This window comes from Halomonas binhaiensis (assembly GCF_008329985.2).
In the GTDB taxonomy this organism is placed as follows: Bacteria; Pseudomonadota; Gammaproteobacteria; order Pseudomonadales; family Halomonadaceae; genus Halomonas; species Halomonas binhaiensis.
Genome location: NZ_CP038437.2, coordinates 3,142,116 through 3,161,112 on the forward strand (window position 1 = coordinate 3,142,116; position 18,997 = coordinate 3,161,112).

The window sequence follows — 18,997 nt, forward strand, 5'->3', positions numbered from 1 at the left end:
TGTTTTTGGAGGCTTTGAACTTACGGAAATTTTATGAAGAATACAGCTAGTAAGGAGAATTCTATATGCGTGTATCTAGGTTTACTGAGAATCAGATTCTTTCCATCATCAATGCAGCGAGATCAGGGAAAACTGTAAAACATGTCTGTCAAGAAAGTGGAATATCAGAAGCGACCTACTATAACTGGAAGAGAAAATTTGGAAGAGCAGAATCTACGGATATAAAAAAAATAAAAGACATGGAGGCAGAGATTTCTCAGCTACGACGGGTGCATGAGAAACTCATCCATGAAAATCAGGCTCTTAAAGAGATCATCGAAAAAAAGCTCTAACGCCAGCAGAGAAGCGCAAGATGGTGAACATACTTGTATCCGAGTACGGCCTGAGCGAACGCCGGAGCTGTGCTGCTATTGACTTGAGTCGGTCCGTATATCGGTATCAGTCAGATGCGGCACGTGATGATGCCATCATCGATGCTCTGCTGGCAGCAGTTGTACGCTACCCTGATTATGGATTTCGAAGACTTTTTGAGCTATTACGTCAAGATGGGCATCCGTGGAACCACAAGAGAGTTTACCGAGTATACTGTCAACTAGAGCTAAATCTACGACAGAGAAAAAAACACCTAAATCCACTCTTTAAAAAAACACAAACTCCACCATTGGTGGAATACGGAGAAATTAATCAAAGCTGGTCTGCAGATTTCATGAGCAGCGTCCTTACAGGTGGACTGAGATTCAGAACATTTCATGTGATAGATGACTGCAGCCATGAAGTTCTGATGATAGAAGTCCAGTTAAGCTTTAATCTTTCACCACAACAATTCATCAATGCACTGGAACGCTTAGCCAGTAAACGCGGACATCCTAAATGTCTCAACATGAATAACAGTCCAGAATTCATTGCAGAAGCTTTGAAAGAGTGGGCAAAAACACACGATGTCGCACTGGAGCTACATCACCTAAGTGACTCCATGCAAGACTACTTTATCGAGGAATGCAACCAAGCCTACTGTAATGAAGTTCTGAATGCTTATGAATTCCATAAGATTTCAGAAGTGGAAGAGGTAACGAGCCGATGGTTGCAGAAATACAACCAGCAGCATCTGCATAAATGATCAGAAACCTGATTCTGAGTTTCGGGCAATTAATACATGAATGACGCTCCAAGTGCACATCAGTGCATTGGCCTGATGGATCTCTCTGCTGACAATGGCTTCTTTGTCACCATGAGATGGGCAATCAGGGCGCCCTCCTGTCGCCCATCGTTTTCATTCAGAGCACTGCCTGGCCAAGCATTCAGCTATCTAGCGGCCTGTACCACCCTTGGGCTAGCGACATCGTACATTTTCAGTCGTATTTCTCAGGAATAGAGAGGACCTATCATTTGCCTTATCGCGCCAAGCTCTCGAGCCACTCGACAGCCTCTCGCCAAAGGGGTGCGTTCCGTGTTGAACTATGGCCTATGTTCAGTGTCTCCCCAATGGATAGGATCAGGAGAAGTCATTCCATGTTTTCACGCTTCGCGTTCCCTCTACGCAAGGTTAGCCTGGTTGCCATGTTGGCTCTGGCCCCTACGGCTTTTGCCCAGGACAACAACAGCGGCCCTGCTGTCAACACCGAGACCTTCCAGAGTTGGGAAGTCAACTGCCCTGTCAACAAGTCTGATGGCTCCTGCTCCATGACGCAGTTGGTCAATGGGTCAGACGGTAAGCCAGTGATGCGAGTAGTCGTTGGCAATCCTCCGCAGATCGATACTCCTGTCATGACCTTTCTTCTACCGTTGGGGGTGAGCCTGGCCCCGGGTCTGCAGGTGAAGGTAGGAACGAACCAACCAATGGGTATGCCTTATCAAGTATGTGTCCCGCAGGGATGCCGTGCCGACCTGCCACTACGTTCGGAAGTTCTGAACCAGCTCAAGGCGGGTAGCAGTGCCACTGTCAGCATGATCGATCCGCGCGGCCAGCGTGTGGATATGAATGTATCTCTGATGGGATTCAGTGCAGCGAAAGACCGGGTCGATCGCAACTAGTCACCGTGTGCGGCAGACCTCGCGTATCTGAGTCTGCCTCTTGAATCAGAATATTCCTGCGCAACTCTCTTATACCGTCATGTTGGCAAGGCACTTCTTCGGCATGGCGCTAGCTCCCATATCAACCTGCAGGACCTCCTGGACGCTGCAGGTTGATATGAAGATTCAAGACGGTACCTGACCGGTACTGTCTCTTGTCACCAGCTTAAACGGCATGACACGCCGGGCATCTCTCTGAACACCACCGTCCATCAGACCGAGCAATAGTGCGACAGCCTCATGTCCAAAGTCTTCCGCTGGCTGGGAAATCGTCGTCAACGGCGGGTCGCAGTAACGTGCAAAGGCAATATCATCGAACCCAGCCACGGAAATGTCATCGGGCACACGCAACCCTTGTTCCTTGATACATTGAATGGCACCAATGGCCATCTCATCATTTTCACAGAAAATAGCCGTAGGGCGTTCTCGAGCTTCTACCAGGGCAATGGCCGCTCGGTATCCAGATTCCAGGGTAAAATCTCCGGGGCATAGCAAAGATTCATCCAGCTCGATATTGGCAGCGGCCAATGCATCGCGAAACCCTTGCACCCTGTCCCGGGTCAACGGGCTTTGACGCGGTCCCTTGATCATCCCGATTCGGCGATGCCCAAGCTCCAGAAGATGTTCGGTCATCACCCGTGCGGCCGCTCGGTTATCCAGATACACCCGAGGACAAGGTGCATCATCCATCACTTCACAGGCATTCACCATGATGGGGGGATGTGCAGCTGCTTCCTCAAAAGGGTTGAAGGCGCGTAGCTGAATAACACCATCAGCCTGACGATTGGTCACCATTTCTGCATAATCACGCTCAGCCAACTCATCACCCAGGGTATTGCACAGCAGCACAGCATAACCATGCTGACTGGCCGCATCCTGAATGCCACTGATGACCCGAGCGAAAAAGGTATTGGCAATGGTTGGCACCAGGACCACCAGATTACGTGTCTTCTGGGATCGAAACTGCACCGCCATGAGATTCGGCCGATACCCAGCCTGTTCCACTGCACTTAACACCTTCTCACGGGTACCAGGAGACACGATGTCAGGGGATTTCAGGGTGCGCGAGACAGTTGCTACCGAGACCCCTGCCATCTCGGCCACCTTGCGAATATTGGTCATAGATTGCCTAGTCCCGTACTCCACTCTCAAGGCCTCGGGTCACCCCGAGGTTCTTTCATTGTTCTATGATCAAGGATACGTCATTCCTTCCCTCATCCTAAGGGGCAAGAATCTTAAGTCATGGACAAGAAGAGCAGTATCTGACGAACGGGCCACTTTCGCTCATGACCTAAGTCGCATTGTCTGGACCGCCCACTCCCACTACTTTAGTGCACAAATGTAACCGGTTACATATCCTATATACCTTCACGGAGACCCCATGAGCAATCCTCCATTTCGACGTATTCGCTATGGCATGATTGGCGGCGGAGAAGGCGCCTTCATAGGACAGGTGCATCGCATGGCAGCAGCACTGGATGGTGAGCTGGAGCTAGTATGCGGTGCGTTCAGTCGTGACATGGATAACAATGCCCGGACCGGTGTGCGCTGTGGTCTCGCCGCGGAGCGAACATATGCCTCCTGGGAAGAAATGCTGGCAACGGAAAGTGCCTTGCCGGAAAGCCAGCGAATGGAACTGGTCGCCATCGTCACTCCCAATCACCTCCATGTGCCTATCGCTCTTGCTGCGTTGCAGGCCGGTTTCCATGTGTTCTGTGAAAAGCCTGTAGCACGCACGCTAGAAGAAGCCCTGCCGCTGCAACAAGCCATGGCAGAAAACCAGCGCCTGTTTGGACTGGCCCACACCTATCTGGGGTATCCACTGGTGTGGCAAGCACGCGAGATGGTGCGACAGGGAAAGCTGGGTAGACTACGCAAGATTCACGTGGAGTATCCTCAGGGCTGGCTCGGTACCAAGCTCGAAGATACTGGCAACCGTCAAGCAGCCTGGCGCACCGACCCCGCACTTTCCGGTGCCAGTGGAGCGATGGGCGATATCGGCACCCATGCTTTTGGCTTGGCAGAATTCGTGTCTGGCCATCAGATCAAACAACTATGCGCAACACTGTCCATTCATGCAGAAGGCCGCGCGCTGGACGATGATGGCGACATTCTATTCCGCACAAAAGAAGGAGCCAGCGGCACTCTGATCGTCAGTCAGGTTTCTACAGGTGAAGACAACGGACTCAAGATTCGTGTCTATGGTGAGCAAGGCGCTCTGGAGTGGGTCCAACGCGACCCTAACCGCCTTTACTTCACTCCACAAGGAGACGTCCCGCAGATATTGCGTGCGGGTATCGATCAACCTGGACTTTGTGAAGCCTCTATCGATCGCCTGCGCATCCCTGGCGGGCACCCGGAAGGTTATCTGGAAGCCATGGCCAACCTCTATGTCGATATGGCTCAAGCCATCCGTCAGGGACAGCACGGTTCTGCTCCCGGAGTACCGAGCCTGGCAGATGGCCTGCGAGGTATGGCCTTCGTGCAGACCGTGCTAGATAGCCATGCCAGCGATGCCAAGTGGACACCTTTCGTGGATATTTCTCAGATCGGATCAGGACGTGCCCAATGACAACGCAATCTCAGGCTCAGACATACTCAGGTATTCAGGGTCCAGCGATCTTTCTCGCTCAGTTTCTCGGTACTGATGCCCCTTTCAACAGCCTTGAAAGCATCACCCAGTGGGCTGCCGAGCTGGGTTACAAGGGAGTGCAAGTACCCACCCAGGACCCTCGACTGATCGACCTTGAACTCGCGGCTGATAGCCAGGACTACTGCGATGAGCTGCAGGGACGCTGTGCCCAGGCAGGTGTTCAGATCAGCGAACTTTCCACTCATCTACAAGGACAGCTGGTTGCCGTACATCCTGCCTTCGATGAAATGTTCGACGATTTTGCCCCTGCGTCATTACGTGGCAAGCCAGTCGAACGCCAGGCCTGGGCCGTGAAGCAACTCCAGCTCGCTGCCCGCGCCAGCCGTCGTCTGGGACTCAAGGCTCATGCCACCTTCTCCGGCGCCTTGTTGTGGCCCTATGTCTACCCTTGGCCCCAACGTCCCGCTGGCCTGATCGAGGAAGGGTTCAAGGAGCTCGCCAATCGCTGGCGTCCCATTCTCGATATTTTTGATCAGGAAGGCGTCGATCTGTGCTTTGAGATCCACCCGGGCGAGGATCTCCATGATGGTGCCAGCTTCGAGCGTTTCCTCGAGGCTGTCGACCACCATCCTCGCGCCAATATCTTGTTTGATCCCAGCCACTTCGTCCTGCAGCAGCTCGACTACCTGGGCTTTATCGATCGCTACCACGAACGCATCCGCATGTTCCATGTCAAGGATGCCGAATTCCTGCCTTCCGCCTCCAGTGGCGTCTATGGTGGCTACCAGGATTGGCGCGAACGTCCTGGACGATTTCGCTCCCTGGGTGACGGACAAGTCGACTTCAGTGCGATTTTCTCGAAGCTTACCCAATATGAATACGATGGCTGGGCCGTGCTCGAATGGGAATGCTGTCTGAAAGATGCCGCTCAAGGTGCCGCAGAAGGTGCCCCCTTCATTGCTCGCCACATGATCCAGCCTGCCACAACAAGCTTTGACGACTTTGCCGCTGTTGCCACAAGCCCCGAACGCAATCGTCGCATCCTTGGCCTGAACCGCTGAACTCAACACAAATACAAACACGATAACTGCGGAGACTATCCCATGATTCGCGCCCGTCTCAGCATCATGATGTTCCTCGAATTCTTTATCTGGGGCGGCTGGTTCGTCACCCTGGGGACTTTCCTGGCACACAATCTGTCCGCCAGCGGCGGACAGATCGGCATGGCCTTCTCCACCCAGTCCTGGGGAGCCATCATTGCTCCCTTCATCATTGGGTTGATCGCTGACCGCTATTTCCGTGCCGAGCGCATCCTGGCAGTGCTGCATCTGGCGGGCGCAGCGCTGATGTACGCGTTGTATCAAGCCGAATCCTTCACGGCCTTCTATCCGTTGGTCCTGGCCTACATGATTCTCTATATGCCCACGCTGGCCCTGGTCAACTCGGTCTCCTTCCGCCAGATGGCCGACCCTTCACGAGAGTTCGCACGCATTCGGGTATGGGGCACCATTGGCTGGATCGTCGCGGGCCTGACCATCAGCTATCTCCTGGCCTGGGACAGCGCCACCGCCATCGCCGCAGGCACTCTGCGCAACACTTTCCTGATGTGTGCCATAGCCTCTCTGATTCTCGGTCTATATAGCTTCACCCTACCTGCCACCCCTCCCAAGGCTGGAGACGGCCAAGGAGGTATCCGGGAATGGCTTGGCCTGGATGCTCTGACCCTGCTAAAGGACCGCAATTACGCCATTTTCTTTGTCGCTTCGATTCTGATCTGTATCCCATTGGCCTTCTATTATCAGAATGCCAACCCGTTCCTGGCCGAGATTGGCGTAGCCAACCCCACCGGAAAAATGACGCTGGGGCAGATCTCTGAAGTGCTGTTCATGCTGCTGCTGCCTTTGTTCATCCACCGTTTCGGTATCAAGATCACACTGCTGGTGGGTATGCTGGCCTGGGCAGTACGCTACGCGCTGTTTGCCTTTGGCGATGCGGGTTCAGGCGTTGGCCTGCTGCTGCTTGGCATTGCTCTGCACGGGGTCTGTTACGACTTTTTCTTCGTTTCTGGACAGATCTACACCGATGCCCGGGCTGGAGAACGCTTCAAGAGCTCCGCTCAAGGCATGATCACCCTGGCGACATATGGCGTCGGCATGCTGATCGGCTTCTGGGTGGCTGGAATGATCACCGACTATTACACCACGGCAGAGGGACATGACTGGGCCAGCATCTGGCAATTCCCCGCCATCTTTGCTTTGGTTGTACTCGCCCTGTTTGCCTTGAGCTTCCGAGGACAGACGCAGCGCCCTAGCGCGCAGGATGCCTGATCGTAGGCACCCGCCGGGCATAGCTTGCTCACCCATGAACCAGCGCCGTCGTGAAGCGGAAGCCACGACGGCGTTGACTTCTCCTTCTCCTTCTCCTTCTCCTTCTCCTTCTCCAGCACATGACGAGTCACAGGGTGACCGGCGCGTCCAGGGCGGCAAGTACAGCGCCATCACGCTGATAGATATCTGGACGAAAACTCAGATCACCGTTTTTCCCTGGTTGCGCAGTCCAATAGTTAAGAATGAGGGGAATGTCCTGTGCCAGGGATACATTCCGGGTCCGGTCGTCAGCGAGAAGACGATCAATATCCCCCTTGGTACCAGAGTCTTCAAACAGCATCTGGACCAACTGCTCGATGCCTTCTACACGAATGCAGCCCGAGCTCAGCGCACGCTGAGGGCGATCGAACAGCTCTTTATTGGGCGTATCATGGAGATACACGGAATAGTCGTTGGGGAAGCGAATCACAAGACGCCCCAAGGGATTGCGTGGTCCGGCGGCTTGCCGCAGGATAATGCCATCAGGGTAAGACCAGTTCACCCACCATGGATTGAGCACTCTGCCGGAAGGCGTCAGGGCCACCATGTCCCGGCTGGCCAGATAACCAGGGTTACGTCGCACCTGAGGAAGAATGTCTTCTCTGTAGATGGTCGGAGGCACTGTCCAGGTAGGATGCAATGTCAGATGGGTAATTTCCGAGCGCAGTGCTGGCGTCTTGCGATAGGGCTGGCCGACCACAATACGCGAACGCCATACCTCGCCATCGGGACGAAAATAGCTGATCCGGTAACCGGCGATATCCACCAGGACGAAGGAGTCCGGCAAACCATGCAACAACCAGCGAGCTCGCTCCATATTGACGCGAATCTGGTCGATCCGCTGCCCTACCGTCATGTTCAGTTCCCGGCGAGTTGCCGGGCCGACGATACCATCATCATCTAATAGATGCTGTCGCTGGAAACGGCGTACAGCGTCTACCAAGGCAGCGTCATAGACATTGGCCTGGCGCTGAGCCGACAGCGCAACGTCCGAATAATAGCCCTCATCAGCCACCAGTAATTCCAGCTCTCCAAATATCGCCAGGCGCTCGCGTAGCAGCATGACATCCGAACTTCTGTCTCCTGGGCGCAAGGAGCTGCTGCGCTCTGGAAATTGCGGCCAACCGCCTGCACGCTGGATGTTGCGGTAGTGTTCCAGACCACTACGTAGCTGACGATAGGGTTCGAAATTCGGCTGTGCCATATCCATTACGCCAGCAACATCGCCGGCATCCAGAGCCTGGGATACAGCAGCCATGTCAAAGGACGGTGGTGCTATCTCCGCCTTCCAGCCCCCTTCTATACGTCGCGGGTCGACCTTGCCCCGCTGCAGATGACTCATGGCCATGAAGAGTGTACGGCTTGCCTTGATCTCGAAATCGACCCTGGCCTCGCTGTCAGCCCCCCTGGAGAGAGCCTCGCGGCCCGACTCGGCTAACTGCCCGGGCTTGTAATCATCGGGATTGAGCCCATCGCGCCCAAGACTTTCGAGGGCTTCCACCAAAGCCTCCACCCGCGACATCTCGGTCCACACCGGACGCATGTCGTGTTGGGCATAGAATTGCTGAACGATCCTTGGAGTGTCCTCAAGACCTGCTTCCAAGGGACTTGCGGGCTCTTCTTTAAAGGGAGTTTCTTTAAGGAACTTCTCTTCTAGGGGCTTGCCCGTCTCCGAATCTGCGTTTTCCGTTTCATCCCTCGAATCAGCGTCGATGCGATCCTCTGCAACCACGTCAGAAGTACTGGAATCCACCACCGACACAGCAACGCTCATACGAGGCAGCAGGACCAGAAGGAGTCCCAGCAACAAGATGAATATGACTCGGCATAATCCCATGTATCGTGAAGTTGAGTTCAACATGGCGATATCTCCCTGAAATTTGACGTCAAAACTGGAGATCTCGAGCCGTACTGTCATAATTGGAGGCAATATTTTCCGACATCTCCGACAGGATGCCCGCCGATGTCATGCCGTCCCTGCACACCGCTTAAGGCTTCAGGCTTGTTTATTCTTGGTTTTCTTTCAGTATCGTCGCTTACAGCGATTTCTGCTTCCTCTGTCTTGGCAGCGGGCAGCAAGGCAGCGCCTGATACTGCCAGGCACTCGCCCGCCACACCTCACAGCCCATCCGCGGCAGACGCAGGTAGTCTGATACGGACCTTGACCCGACTGGCTCCTACCGCCAACCCGGAAGTACTGAAGTTGGCTGCACAGGCATTGAACTGTGCCGATCCCAATGCACAGCGCCTAGCCATCATCGACTTCTCATTACCCTCCACCGAGCCGCGCCTGTGGGTCTTCGATCTGGCTCAGTCTCGCTTGGTTTTCCACGAGTTGGTCTCCCATGGTCGGGGGTCAGGTGACACAATCGCCTCGAATTTCTCCAATACCCCCGAGAGTTACCAGTCAAGCCTCGGGCTTTTCCGTACCATGAACAGCTATGAAGGCAGCAACGGCTATTCACTGCGCCTGGAAGGCCTGGAACCAGGGGTCAACGACAATGCCTTTGAACGTGCCATTGTCATTCATGGCGCAGATTACGTTAGTGAGGATTTCATCAAACAGACAGGTCGCATCGGCCGTAGCCATGGCTGCCCTGCTGTGCGCTCCGAAATTGCCATACCGCTGATAGACAGCATCAAGGACAGCCAGTACCTATTTACCTACTACCCAGATCCGGCATGGCTGGCGAGTTCCAGGTTTCTGCATTGTCCCGGCAACCAGGAATTGGCCATGAAGCGCTGAGGCGTTATCTCCGCAACGGGTTCCTTGCCCGGGAAACTTTCCTGAGGAAGCACCAACTCGGCGCCATAGCGCTTGAAGATGCACTTCGATGCATCGCACCACTGTTCTCACTGTCAGCCCAGATCAAGCTACCCACCTGAAAAGTCAGACATTCACCGTGTCTTGGCACTCATTGTGCTTTTTATAGTTCAAGCATTTCATTACCTAGTGAGTGTTCAGGCGTAGACCAGGCCCTCGGCAATCAGGGTACGAGTGCGTCGGACCAGACCTTCAACGGCGAAGGACAACAAGACTGCACAACTCGTCCGTCAGCTGATAAGGGCTACCCTATGAACATCCGCCACAAGGCCAACAGGATTCGACTGTTCAACTTCTCTACCCCGCAAATGCGAGCCTTTCACTTCTCCTGGTTCGCCTTTCATATCTGTTTCTTTGGCTGGTTCGGCATTGCACCGCTCATGGCCGTGGTGCGAGATGACCTGGGCCTGACCAAGACACAGGTTGGAAACACGATCATCGCCTCCGTGGCCATCACCGTGCTGGTACGTTTGGTCATCGGCGTATTGTGCGACCGTATCGGCCCCCGATTGGCCTATAGTTGGCTACTCGTACTCGGCTCGCTTCCAGTGATGAGCATCGGCTTCGCCAATAATTTCGAAACCTTCCTGCTCGCGCGTCTGGCCATTGGCGCTATCGGAGCATCCTTCGTCATCACTCAGTACCACACTTCCATCATGTTCGCGCCCAATGTGGTTGGCACTGCCAATGCTACCTCTGCCGGCTGGGGCAATCTGGGCGGAGGTACCACCCAGATTCTGATGCCATTGATCTTCTCCGGGCTCCTGATGCTTGGTGTCAGCGAAACATTGGGCTGGCGCCTGGCCATGGTGGTACCCGGTATTGTCATGTTCGTCACCGGTATCGGTTACTACCTGTTCACTCAGGATGCTCCCGATGGCAACTTCAAGGAACTGCGAGCCACAGGGCAGCTCGGAGACAGTGACGAGAATGGCGGTAACAGTTCCAGCAGCACCTTCGCCATCGCCTGCCGCGATATCCGTGTCTGGGCACTATTCGTGGTCTATGCAGCATGCTTTGGGGTCGAATTGACCATCAATAACATCGCCGCCATCTACTACTTCGACTATTTCGACTTGAGCCTTGCCACCGCTGGCCTGATCGCTGGCCTGTTTGGCCTGATGAACATCTTTGCCCGTACCATGGGCGGTGTCTTCTCCGATCTTTTTGCGCGTAACAATGGCCTCAAAGGGCGCGTACGCTGGCTGTTCATTGCCTTGCTCTGCGAAGGTGTCGCACTGATGTTCTTCTCGCAGATGCATGTTCTGGCCCTGGCCATCGGCATCATGCTGGTGTTCAGCCTGTTCGTGCAGATGGCTGAAGGTGCAACCTTTGGGGTTGTTCCTTTCATCAACAAGCGAGCGCTGGGTGCTGTTGCCGGTATTGTCGGTGCTGGCGGTAACGCTGGGGCAGTCGCTGCTGGCTTCCTGTTTCGTTCAGAATCCCTGACATATCAGCAAGGATTGTTCTATCTCGGTATCGCCGTGGTGATAGCGTCACTGTGTGCTCTGGTCGTTCGCTTCTCTCCCGCCGTCGAGGCCGAGGAAGCCGAGGCCTATCGCGAAGCGGCAATGGAGCAGGATGGCGCTTCGCTTAGCTTGCGCTGATTCCCCCTTCTCCCTACCCTCAGGCCCGGCTTCATGTCGGGTCTTTCATTCACTATCAAATCCCCATTGCACTGCTCATGACCAGCAGCCATCCTTGAAGCGGCATTTTATTTCCCCGAATTTTCAAGGAGACCACCATGACGATTTCCACTGGCGACCGCCTTCCTGATGTCACGCTGTACACCAACGGCGCCAATGGCCCGGAAGCGCTCGCAAGCAGTGAGTTCTTCGCAGGCCGCAAGGTGGCACTATTTGCCGTACCTGGCGCCTTCACCCCCGGCTGCTCCAACACTCACATGCCAGGCTTCGTGGTCCTGGCTGACAGACTGCTGGAAAAGGTCGATGCCATCGCCTGCCTGGCGGTGAACGATGCCTTTGTCATGGGAGCCTGGCAGAAGGACCAGAATGCCGGCAGCATGGCCATGCTGGCAGATGGTAACGGCGACTTCACCAATGCCATCGGCCTGGGGCAGGATCTCAGCGGTGCCGGCTTGGGCCTACGCAGCCAGCGTTACGCCATGATCGTCAATGACGGTGTCGTGGAATACCTGGGTGTGGATAGTGCAAAAGGCGTCATTGAGGCATCCAGCGCAGAAACCGTGCTTTCCAAGCTATAGCGCGCTTTCTAAGCTATAACGCGCTTTACAAGCGATGTGAGTCTACCTAAGCCACTGTCTCCAGCACTAAGGTTCCAACTGTCCACTCATGACGCTAAGTACATAACACGAAGTACGTAATGCAGAGCACGCAACGCAAAAGGACGTAACGGAAAAGTGCTGGTCACTGGAACAGGAGTCACTCCATGAGTCACGTCAGAACATTGAAAGGAAGTTGCCTATGTGGTGCCGTTTCACTGCAATTGGAAACCGATAAGCACGACATCGGCGCCTGTCACTGCAACATGTGCCGGACCTGGGGAGGAGGCCCTCTTCTTGCCTTGGAGTCTGTCAGTCATGTACAGATTCAGGGGGAAGAACATATCAGCCGCTATGCTTCGTCTGACTGGGCCGAGCGCGCCTTCTGCCGGCACTGCGGCACCCACTTGTACTATCGCCTAAAGGATCAGCCGCATTATGCAATCCCCGCAGGCCTCGTCGATCAAGGAGAGGACTGGGTGCTTGACTCACAGATCTTCATCGACGAAAAGCCAGCCTGGTACCATTTCGCCAATGACACCCGGAACATGACAGGACAAGAAGTGTTCGAAGCCTTCACCAAGGAACAGAATCACTCCTGACAGGGTATGCCAGGCATGCTGCGCCAAATCCTGCAGAAAGAACCGGGAGAACCTTCTCCCGGTTCTTTCTTTATCTGCTACACGGCTTGCTTCATCCGGCGTTTCGGGGCTTTGATTTCCCAAGGAACCAGGAAGCCTACAGCATCCACTCCACCGGCAGGATGGAAACCACCGATACCAAGGCTCGGCGGAAGATGCCCACATTGGGCTCACCATCATAACGAAACACGCCTTCAGGAGTACGTTCCAGCCAGTACATGCTCCCATCATCGTCCAACTTGACCTCATAGGCGTTGTCGATGACATCGGTATTGAACACACGCGCCATTTCCTGAGCCAGCTCGGGGCTCTCCACGACAAAACCCAGCTCAGTGTTGAGCTTGGCCGAGCGTGGGTCAAAATTGAAGGAGCCAACGAACAAGCGCTCACCATCCACGGCAAAGGTCTTGGCGTGCAGACTAGCGCCAGAACTGCCAAAGGGGCCTGCAGATTCACTGCGCTCAGGCGCCGACGGCGAACGCCTCAATTCGAAAAGGCGCACTCCCGCTTCCAGCAATGCGCGGCGCCGCTTGGCATAACCGGCATGCACCGCTGCAACATCCGTGGCCTCCAATGCGTTGGTCAGAATGGTGACCTGGACCCCTTCCTTCTCCATGTCGGTGAACATCTGCGTGCCCATTTCTGCTGGCACAAAGTATGGCGATACCAGCTCCACGCTCTTTTCCGGCCAACCCAGCAGCTTCCGCATACGCTCCATCAGCAGATCATCATCACTGGCAAGCCCCAGCCCCTTGGAGGGGTCGTCACTGACCAAGGTCGTCTTCGCCCATACCAGCTCCAATGTACCTTCATTCAGCGACTGCACCAGATCGCTCTGTTCCAGTACCTGGCGATATTCGTGAGCAGCTGGCGATGCCATCACAGCCCGTGTCTCGGCCTGGAAGCGCGCCAGGCCAGGACGCCCCACAGAATCAATCATTCGGCTCGCGGGATAAGCTGATTGGCTGGCCCAATAGCGATCGAAATCCTCGGAGACCTGTTGCACCACAGGGCCGATGGCCACGACATCGAGATCGGCAAACGCAATGTCATCGCTGGCACCAAAATACTCGTCCCCCACATTGCGTCCACCGATAACAGTAGCCTGATTATCTACCGTGAAGGACTTGTTATGCATGCGCCGGTTAGCCCGGGAAAAATCCGCCAGGTAGCCCACAAAGCGAGGCGCACGCACCAGGAAGGGATTGAACAGGCGGACTTCAATATCGGGATGCGCATCCAGGGCAGCCATCTTTTCATCAAGCCCGGTTGTGTTGGTGTCATCCAGCAACAGCCGCACACGAACACCCCGGTCAGCCGCCTCGAGCAAGGCGTTGTACAGCATGGTACCGGAAAGGTCGTCATGCCAGATGTAATACTGCACATCAATCGTCTGCTCCGCCGCTTGTGCCAACAGCAAACGGGCAGCAAAGGCATCATGCGCACGACGCAGAGGATGGAGACCACTCTTGTCCGGATGAGCGGCTTCCAGGGGATCGATCATTTCACCCAGCCGGGTATGGCGAGCTTGTTCAGCAGGCAAGAATGCCGTTTCGCTACGTCCTTCCAGGGAAGGTAGGGCACCACACCCGTTCAACATCAGAGTCAGGGCAATTGCCAGCACACCACGCAGGGTAAATAAAGGCATGGATGTCATACGTAAATCTCAACCCACATCGCTAGGCATGCCAGCATAACGAATATATGCCGTAGATACTTCTTACCCAACTGCCTGATGTTGTATGGCTCTTTTCCTGTTTCAGTGCTCTTCCGTATCAGCAACGCTAGAAGACGCAAGAGATATCAGCATGCTCTGACGCTCTTTCACCATCGACACCACACTGCCCACCATGATGAGACAGGGTGATGGCAGCGGAGTATCGATAAGCCGTTCAGGCATATCCGCCAAGGTTCCAACCAAATACTGCTGATTCGACAAGCTGGCATTGGCGATCAGCATTACTGGCCAGTCATCTGCCAACCCCGCCTGGCGCAACCCACAGCAGATGGCCTCAAGCTTGTTCAGCCCCATATAGAACACCAACGTTTCATCCGTGCGCGCCAGTGATGCCCAATCCGGCCCACCTCCCTCTCGACACAACTGGGCTGTTATCAAGCGCAGACTCTGGGCATGGGCACGGTCAGTCAAGGGTATTCCCATAGCGGCACAGGCCGCAGACGCCGCCGTGATACCTGGCACGATGTCACATGCGATGCCGGCGTTGTCGAGCGCTGCCAGCTCCTCGCCCATACGACCGAACACACCAGGATCTCCGCCCTTGAGACGCACAATCCTCTTGCCCTGCCGAGCCAACTGGATCATGAGTTCTCCAATCTCGTCCTGGGGCACGCTATGGTGACCTCGCGCCTTGCCCACATAGCGCTGTTCCACATGACAGGGAATCATCTGCAATACGTCATCGCCCACCAGACGGTCATAGACCACCACGTCGGCGTCCTGCAGACAACGCAAGGCCTTTAGCGTCAACAGGTCACCCGCCCCACTGCCCGCGCCCACCAGAGACACACTGCCTGGCTTCAAGCGCCCTGGCTTCAAGCCAACCGTGCTCGGTGCACGCATCCCGTTCCTGTCTGCGTAGCATTCAAGAAACTGCTGCAGGCTGACGGCCAAGCGTGCAACGGAGTGGCACAGCCTGGCGGTACCATGACATAGGCGGACTACAGCGCCCTTCGAGTCCTCAGGCAAACTGAGCTTCAGCGGCATTGCGGGCACTCGCATGGCTTTTCTCCTCTTCAAGCAAGGCTTTCAACTCTGGGATGCAACTACCGCACTGGGTACCGCAAGCCAGACGTGCGCCCAGGGCTTCAACACTGTCATCACCACTATGAATGGCCGCCACAATGGGAGTGCGTCCGACCTGATGGCAGCTACATACGACAGGTCCTTGGTCCACTGCACCGTCATCGCAGCCGGCCAGCACTCGACGCCGCTGCTCGGAACTCATGGATTTTCCATCCGCACTCTCCTGCAGACGTTCTACAAGCCACCCCAAACCAGGCAACTCCTCGACGGGACCCACCATCAACCACCAGCGCAAGCGGCCATGTTCAATACCCGCGGCGCGCAGGCGGCCGCTGGAAGCATCCTGTGCCACCGGCCCCACTGGTACGGGAAGGTTATCGGATATCCAACGCATCCAATCACGCTTGCTGCACTCGGGAGTTCCTGCCAACTGCCAGCGCATGCCTGAAGTCAACGGAATTCGAGCCCAATAGGCCGTATCCTCGCAAGCTCGTGCTGCCACTCCATTCACCAGAGCCGGTGGTTCATTCATCAGGGCTGAGGGCTCATTCATCTGAGCTGAGGGGTCATTCATCAGGGCTGAGGGCTCTGCCGCTCCTAGGCCAAAAGCCAGTTCATCATCCAGCACCAATGTCGCTTCCCAGGAGATGTCCAGCGCGGTCAGTGCAACAGCCCCATGCTTGGATTCAGGTTGACCGGATAACGGATCGGTAAGGGACTGGTACAGACTGCCTGCGCGTCCGGCAAGACAGAAGCGATCTGTCCAGTGAATCGGCACGAAGACCTCTCCTTGACGCTGGGCCGGGGAAATACGTACCCGAGCACGCATCTCTCCGGTAGCAGCACGGACCCAGGCCAGGCTATGTTCCCTGAGACCGAGTGCCTTGGCATCGGCTTCGTGAACATCCACGAAAGGCTCGGCACGATGGTTCATCAAGCGCGCACTGCGGGCAGTACGGGTCATGGTGTGCCACTGGTCACGCACCCGTCCGGAATTCAGGCGCAATGGGAACGCTTTGCTCAATGCCTGCTGAGGGCCCTGAGGCTTCACCGGCCATATGCGTGCCTTGCCAGTCGCCGTAGCAAAAATGCCATCTTCAAAAAGGCGTGCAGTGCCCCGTGGGGCCTCTGGCGTCACCGGCCACTGGATCGGTTTGAGTGCGTCATAACCTTCATGACCAAGCCCTACTAATCCGGAGAGGTTGAACAGGCGCAGTTGATGCTCAGCATCATTCTCGAAAGCAGATAAACGTGCATGTTCATCGAAGATCTCCCACGGATGCTGGTAACAGAACGCTTCGCCATAGCCCATGCGTTCCGCTACGCGGCTGATGATCCACCAGTCATGGCGGGCCTCCCCCGGAGGCGACAACAAGCCGCGCTGGCGGGAAATTCGCCGCTCGGAATTGGTCACAGTGCCATCTTTCTCCGACCAGCCACTGGCAGGCAGCACGATATCGGCCATTGCCACGAGATCCGTATCCGCCATGCATTCAGAGACAATCACCAGCGGACAACGCTCGATGGCAGCACGCACCCGGTTGGCATCGGGCAGGCTGGCCAGAGGATTCGTCGCCATGATCCATAGCGCCTTGACCTCGCCACGCTCAATGGCATCGAACAACTGTACGGCCTTGTGGCCCGGACTGCTGGGCAACGACGGCGCCAGCGATGGCGTACTCCAGAAGCGCGTCACCCGTTCAATGGCCCCTGGGTGCTCGTAATCCATATGGGCAGCCAGTTGGTTGGCCAGGCCTCCGACTTCACGCCCGCCCATGGCATTAGGCTGCCCAGTGATGGAAAACGGCCCAGCTCCCGATAGCCCGATCTTGCCACCGGCAAGGTGGCAGTTGATGATGGCATGACACTTTTCAGTGCCACTGGTGGATTGGTTGATGCCCTGGGAATAAAGCGTTACCACATGCAGTTGGCTGGCAAACCAGTAATAGAAGGTTTCCAGGCGTTCGGCGTCCACATCACAATCTTTGGCCACCGCCTCTACACTTGCATCATCTTCCTGAGCTGCCGCCAGAGCCTCCTCCAACCCTGTAGTGAAACGCTCCACAAAGACCTGGTTAAGACGCTTCTTCTTCGCCATCCAAGCCAGCAAGCCATTGAACAGACGAGCATCGGAACCAGGGCGAATACCAAGATACAGATCGGCCAGCTCACAGCTATCGGTCACCCTAGGGTCGATCACGACTACTCGCATCAGGGGATTGCGATTCTTGGCCACGCGCAGACGCTGAAACAGTACCGGGTGATTCCAGGCCAGGTTGGATCCCACCAGGACCACCAGCTCCGCATCCTCGATGTCTTCATAGCTACATGGCACTGCATCAGCACCAAGAGAGCGTTTATAGGCGGCAACTGCAGATGCCATGCATAAACGAGAGTTGGTATCCAGGTGAGGGGTTCCGAGGAACCCTTTGAACAGCTTGTTGGCGACGTAGTAATCCTCTGTCAGCAGTTGTCCAGAAAGATAAGCCGCCAGCGCTTCGTTACCGTGCGCCTCGCGTGCCGTGTGTAGACGTGACGCCACCGACGCCAAAGCGGTGTCCCAGTCCACCTCCACGCCATCAACCCGAGGGCGAGTCAGGCGCCCATGATGCCCGAGCGTTTCTGCCAGGGCGGAGCCCTTTACACATAGGCGACCGTAATTCGCAGGGTGCTCGCTGTCTCCTTTCACGTCGACGATTCGCCCCTCTTCCAGTTGAGCCTCGATACCACAACCCACGCCACAATAGGGGCAGGTTGTCAGGTTGAGCTGCGCCATATTCACTGTCCTCAGAGCCTGGTTAGAAACCGATAAGTGCGATACAGGTATTGCGGGAAAAACAATGGGCCAAGTGGTTCAGAGCCCATAAACGAAAGCGCCCACCCTCCAGGCCGCCAGCATTGCTGACATGACTTGAATGGGTGGACGCCATTGCCCGACCGAAGGAGAGCCTCTTCTGGCTCCCCTGCCGCGATTACCTGCTGTTATCGTGATGAGCTATCGTGAAGCGCTAAATCGAAGAGCTGAATCGAAGAGCCGTTCTGAATAGCTGACTTGACGGATGCTGCTTAAGTTTAAGCAAACCTCGTGCCAAATTTTCTCTCAGATAAGCCCAATCCGTCCTTCCGCTCCTCTATCCATCTCTCCCACGACGTGTCTCGATACTGCATTGCACCATATGCCCCCTGCCTTCATGTCCAGCGCACCACCAAGGTGCAGCTTCCACTCTCATCCCATGGTCCAGCACTGTTGTACGTTCTTATTCTGACGTTCTTCCCCTGACTCTCTTCTTTTGACTCCCTTTCTCTGCACCCCATTCATTGCATCACTGTTGCATCATCTTTTTCGATGGATGCCACACAGCATATCGCTATAAAAAGGCAAGGAAGGGAAAAGCTGGAACACTTCTTGCAGAGCACATGCAGATCAACAAGGTCATGGACATCATCCGGCGATGCAACGCAACGATGTAACAACAAGGCAGACGCCGCTGACCGCA

15 protein-coding genes are annotated in these 18,997 nt (G+C 55.4%); 10 read left to right on the top strand and 5 right to left on the bottom strand.

The annotated features are described in order from the left end of the window. Window positions 1-65 precede the first annotated feature (65 nt). The 3 genes from E4T21_RS13780 to E4T21_RS13790 all read left to right on the top strand — a co-directional run bounded on the left by E4T21_RS13780 (window position 66) and on the right by E4T21_RS13790 (window position 2,031). The gene (locus E4T21_RS13780) at window positions 66-332 is read left to right on the top strand and encodes a transposase (protein WP_149285615.1); all 267 of its coding nucleotides are present in this window, start codon (window positions 66-68) and stop codon (window positions 330-332) included. Between the two features lie 20 nt (window positions 333-352). Next, window positions 353-1,117 carry an IS3 family transposase gene (locus E4T21_RS13785; protein ID WP_149285616.1) on the top strand — a complete coding sequence of 255 codons (765 nt, stop codon included), beginning with the start codon at window positions 353-355 and terminating at the stop codon, window positions 1,115-1,117. Window positions 1,118-1,509: 392 nt separating this feature from the next. Next, window positions 1,510-2,031: an invasion associated locus B family protein gene (locus tag E4T21_RS13790; RefSeq protein WP_149285617.1), complete on the top strand. Its 522-nt coding sequence runs from the start codon at window positions 1,510-1,512 to the stop codon at window positions 2,029-2,031. A 165-nt stretch (window positions 2,032-2,196) separates the two neighbouring features. Here E4T21_RS13790 and E4T21_RS13795 read toward each other — a convergent pair whose 3' ends face one another. Then, window positions 2,197-3,192, bottom strand: coding sequence for a LacI family DNA-binding transcriptional regulator (locus tag E4T21_RS13795; RefSeq protein WP_149285618.1), 996 nt, complete (start codon window positions 3,190-3,192; stop codon window positions 2,197-2,199). Window positions 3,193-3,451: 259 nt separating this feature from the next. On the opposite strand from E4T21_RS13795, the gene E4T21_RS13800 reads away from it, so the two are divergent. From E4T21_RS13800 to E4T21_RS13810, 3 genes are read left to right on the top strand one after another with little or no spacing between them, the layout of a single operon-like run. After that, window positions 3,452-4,642 (top strand): Gfo/Idh/MocA family protein, encoded by a 1,191-nt coding sequence (locus tag E4T21_RS13800; protein ID WP_240349147.1) that lies wholly within the window; start codon window positions 3,452-3,454, stop codon window positions 4,640-4,642. Further along, window positions 4,639-5,724 (top strand): sugar phosphate isomerase/epimerase family protein, encoded by a 1,086-nt coding sequence (locus tag E4T21_RS13805; RefSeq protein ID WP_149285619.1) that lies wholly within the window; start codon window positions 4,639-4,641, stop codon window positions 5,722-5,724. Before E4T21_RS13800 ends, E4T21_RS13805 begins: the two co-directional genes overlap by 4 nt. A gap of 42 nt (window positions 5,725-5,766) precedes the next feature. Continuing rightward, a complete protein-coding gene (locus E4T21_RS13810; protein WP_149285620.1) occupies window positions 5,767-6,990 on the top strand; it encodes a nucleoside permease in 1,224 nt (407 codons plus the stop codon). A gap of 127 nt (window positions 6,991-7,117) precedes the next feature. On the opposite strand, the gene E4T21_RS13815 is transcribed toward E4T21_RS13810, so the two are convergent. Continuing rightward, window positions 7,118-8,890 (bottom strand): L,D-transpeptidase family protein, encoded by a 1,773-nt coding sequence (locus E4T21_RS13815; protein WP_240349148.1) that lies wholly within the window; start codon window positions 8,888-8,890, stop codon window positions 7,118-7,120. 201 nt (window positions 8,891-9,091) lie between these two features. Between E4T21_RS13815 and E4T21_RS13820 the strand changes: the two genes are divergently transcribed. The 4 genes from E4T21_RS13820 to E4T21_RS13835 all read left to right on the top strand — a co-directional run bounded on the left by E4T21_RS13820 (window position 9,092) and on the right by E4T21_RS13835 (window position 12,697). Continuing rightward, window positions 9,092-9,775, top strand: coding sequence for a murein L,D-transpeptidase catalytic domain family protein (locus E4T21_RS13820; RefSeq protein WP_420827743.1), 684 nt, complete (start codon window positions 9,092-9,094; stop codon window positions 9,773-9,775). A 329-nt stretch (window positions 9,776-10,104) separates the two neighbouring features. Then, window positions 10,105-11,460 (top strand): MFS transporter, encoded by a 1,356-nt coding sequence (locus E4T21_RS13825; RefSeq protein WP_149285622.1) that lies wholly within the window; start codon window positions 10,105-10,107, stop codon window positions 11,458-11,460. Between the two features lie 137 nt (window positions 11,461-11,597). Further along, window positions 11,598-12,077 carry a peroxiredoxin gene (locus tag E4T21_RS13830; RefSeq protein ID WP_149285623.1) on the top strand — a complete coding sequence of 160 codons (480 nt, stop codon included), beginning with the start codon at window positions 11,598-11,600 and terminating at the stop codon, window positions 12,075-12,077. 185 nt (window positions 12,078-12,262) lie between these two features. After that, the gene (locus tag E4T21_RS13835; protein ID WP_149285624.1) at window positions 12,263-12,697 is read left to right on the top strand and encodes a GFA family protein; all 435 of its coding nucleotides are present in this window, start codon (window positions 12,263-12,265) and stop codon (window positions 12,695-12,697) included. A 136-nt stretch (window positions 12,698-12,833) separates the two neighbouring features. Here E4T21_RS13835 and E4T21_RS13840 read toward each other — a convergent pair whose 3' ends face one another. The 3 genes from E4T21_RS13840 to E4T21_RS13850 form a co-directional block, all read right to left on the bottom strand. Continuing rightward, window positions 12,834-14,393 carry a phospholipase D family protein gene (locus E4T21_RS13840; protein WP_149285625.1) on the bottom strand — a complete coding sequence of 520 codons (1,560 nt, stop codon included), beginning with the start codon at window positions 14,391-14,393 and terminating at the stop codon, window positions 12,834-12,836. Window positions 14,394-14,495: 102 nt separating this feature from the next. Beyond that, window positions 14,496-15,317 carry a uroporphyrinogen-III C-methyltransferase gene (gene cobA, locus E4T21_RS13845; RefSeq protein WP_149287222.1) on the bottom strand — a complete coding sequence of 274 codons (822 nt, stop codon included), beginning with the start codon at window positions 15,315-15,317 and terminating at the stop codon, window positions 14,496-14,498. A gap of 118 nt (window positions 15,318-15,435) precedes the next feature. Further along, window positions 15,436-18,276: a nitrate reductase gene (locus tag E4T21_RS13850; RefSeq protein WP_149285626.1), complete on the bottom strand. Its 2,841-nt coding sequence runs from the start codon at window positions 18,274-18,276 to the stop codon at window positions 15,436-15,438. Window positions 18,277-18,997: the final 721 nt, after the last annotated feature.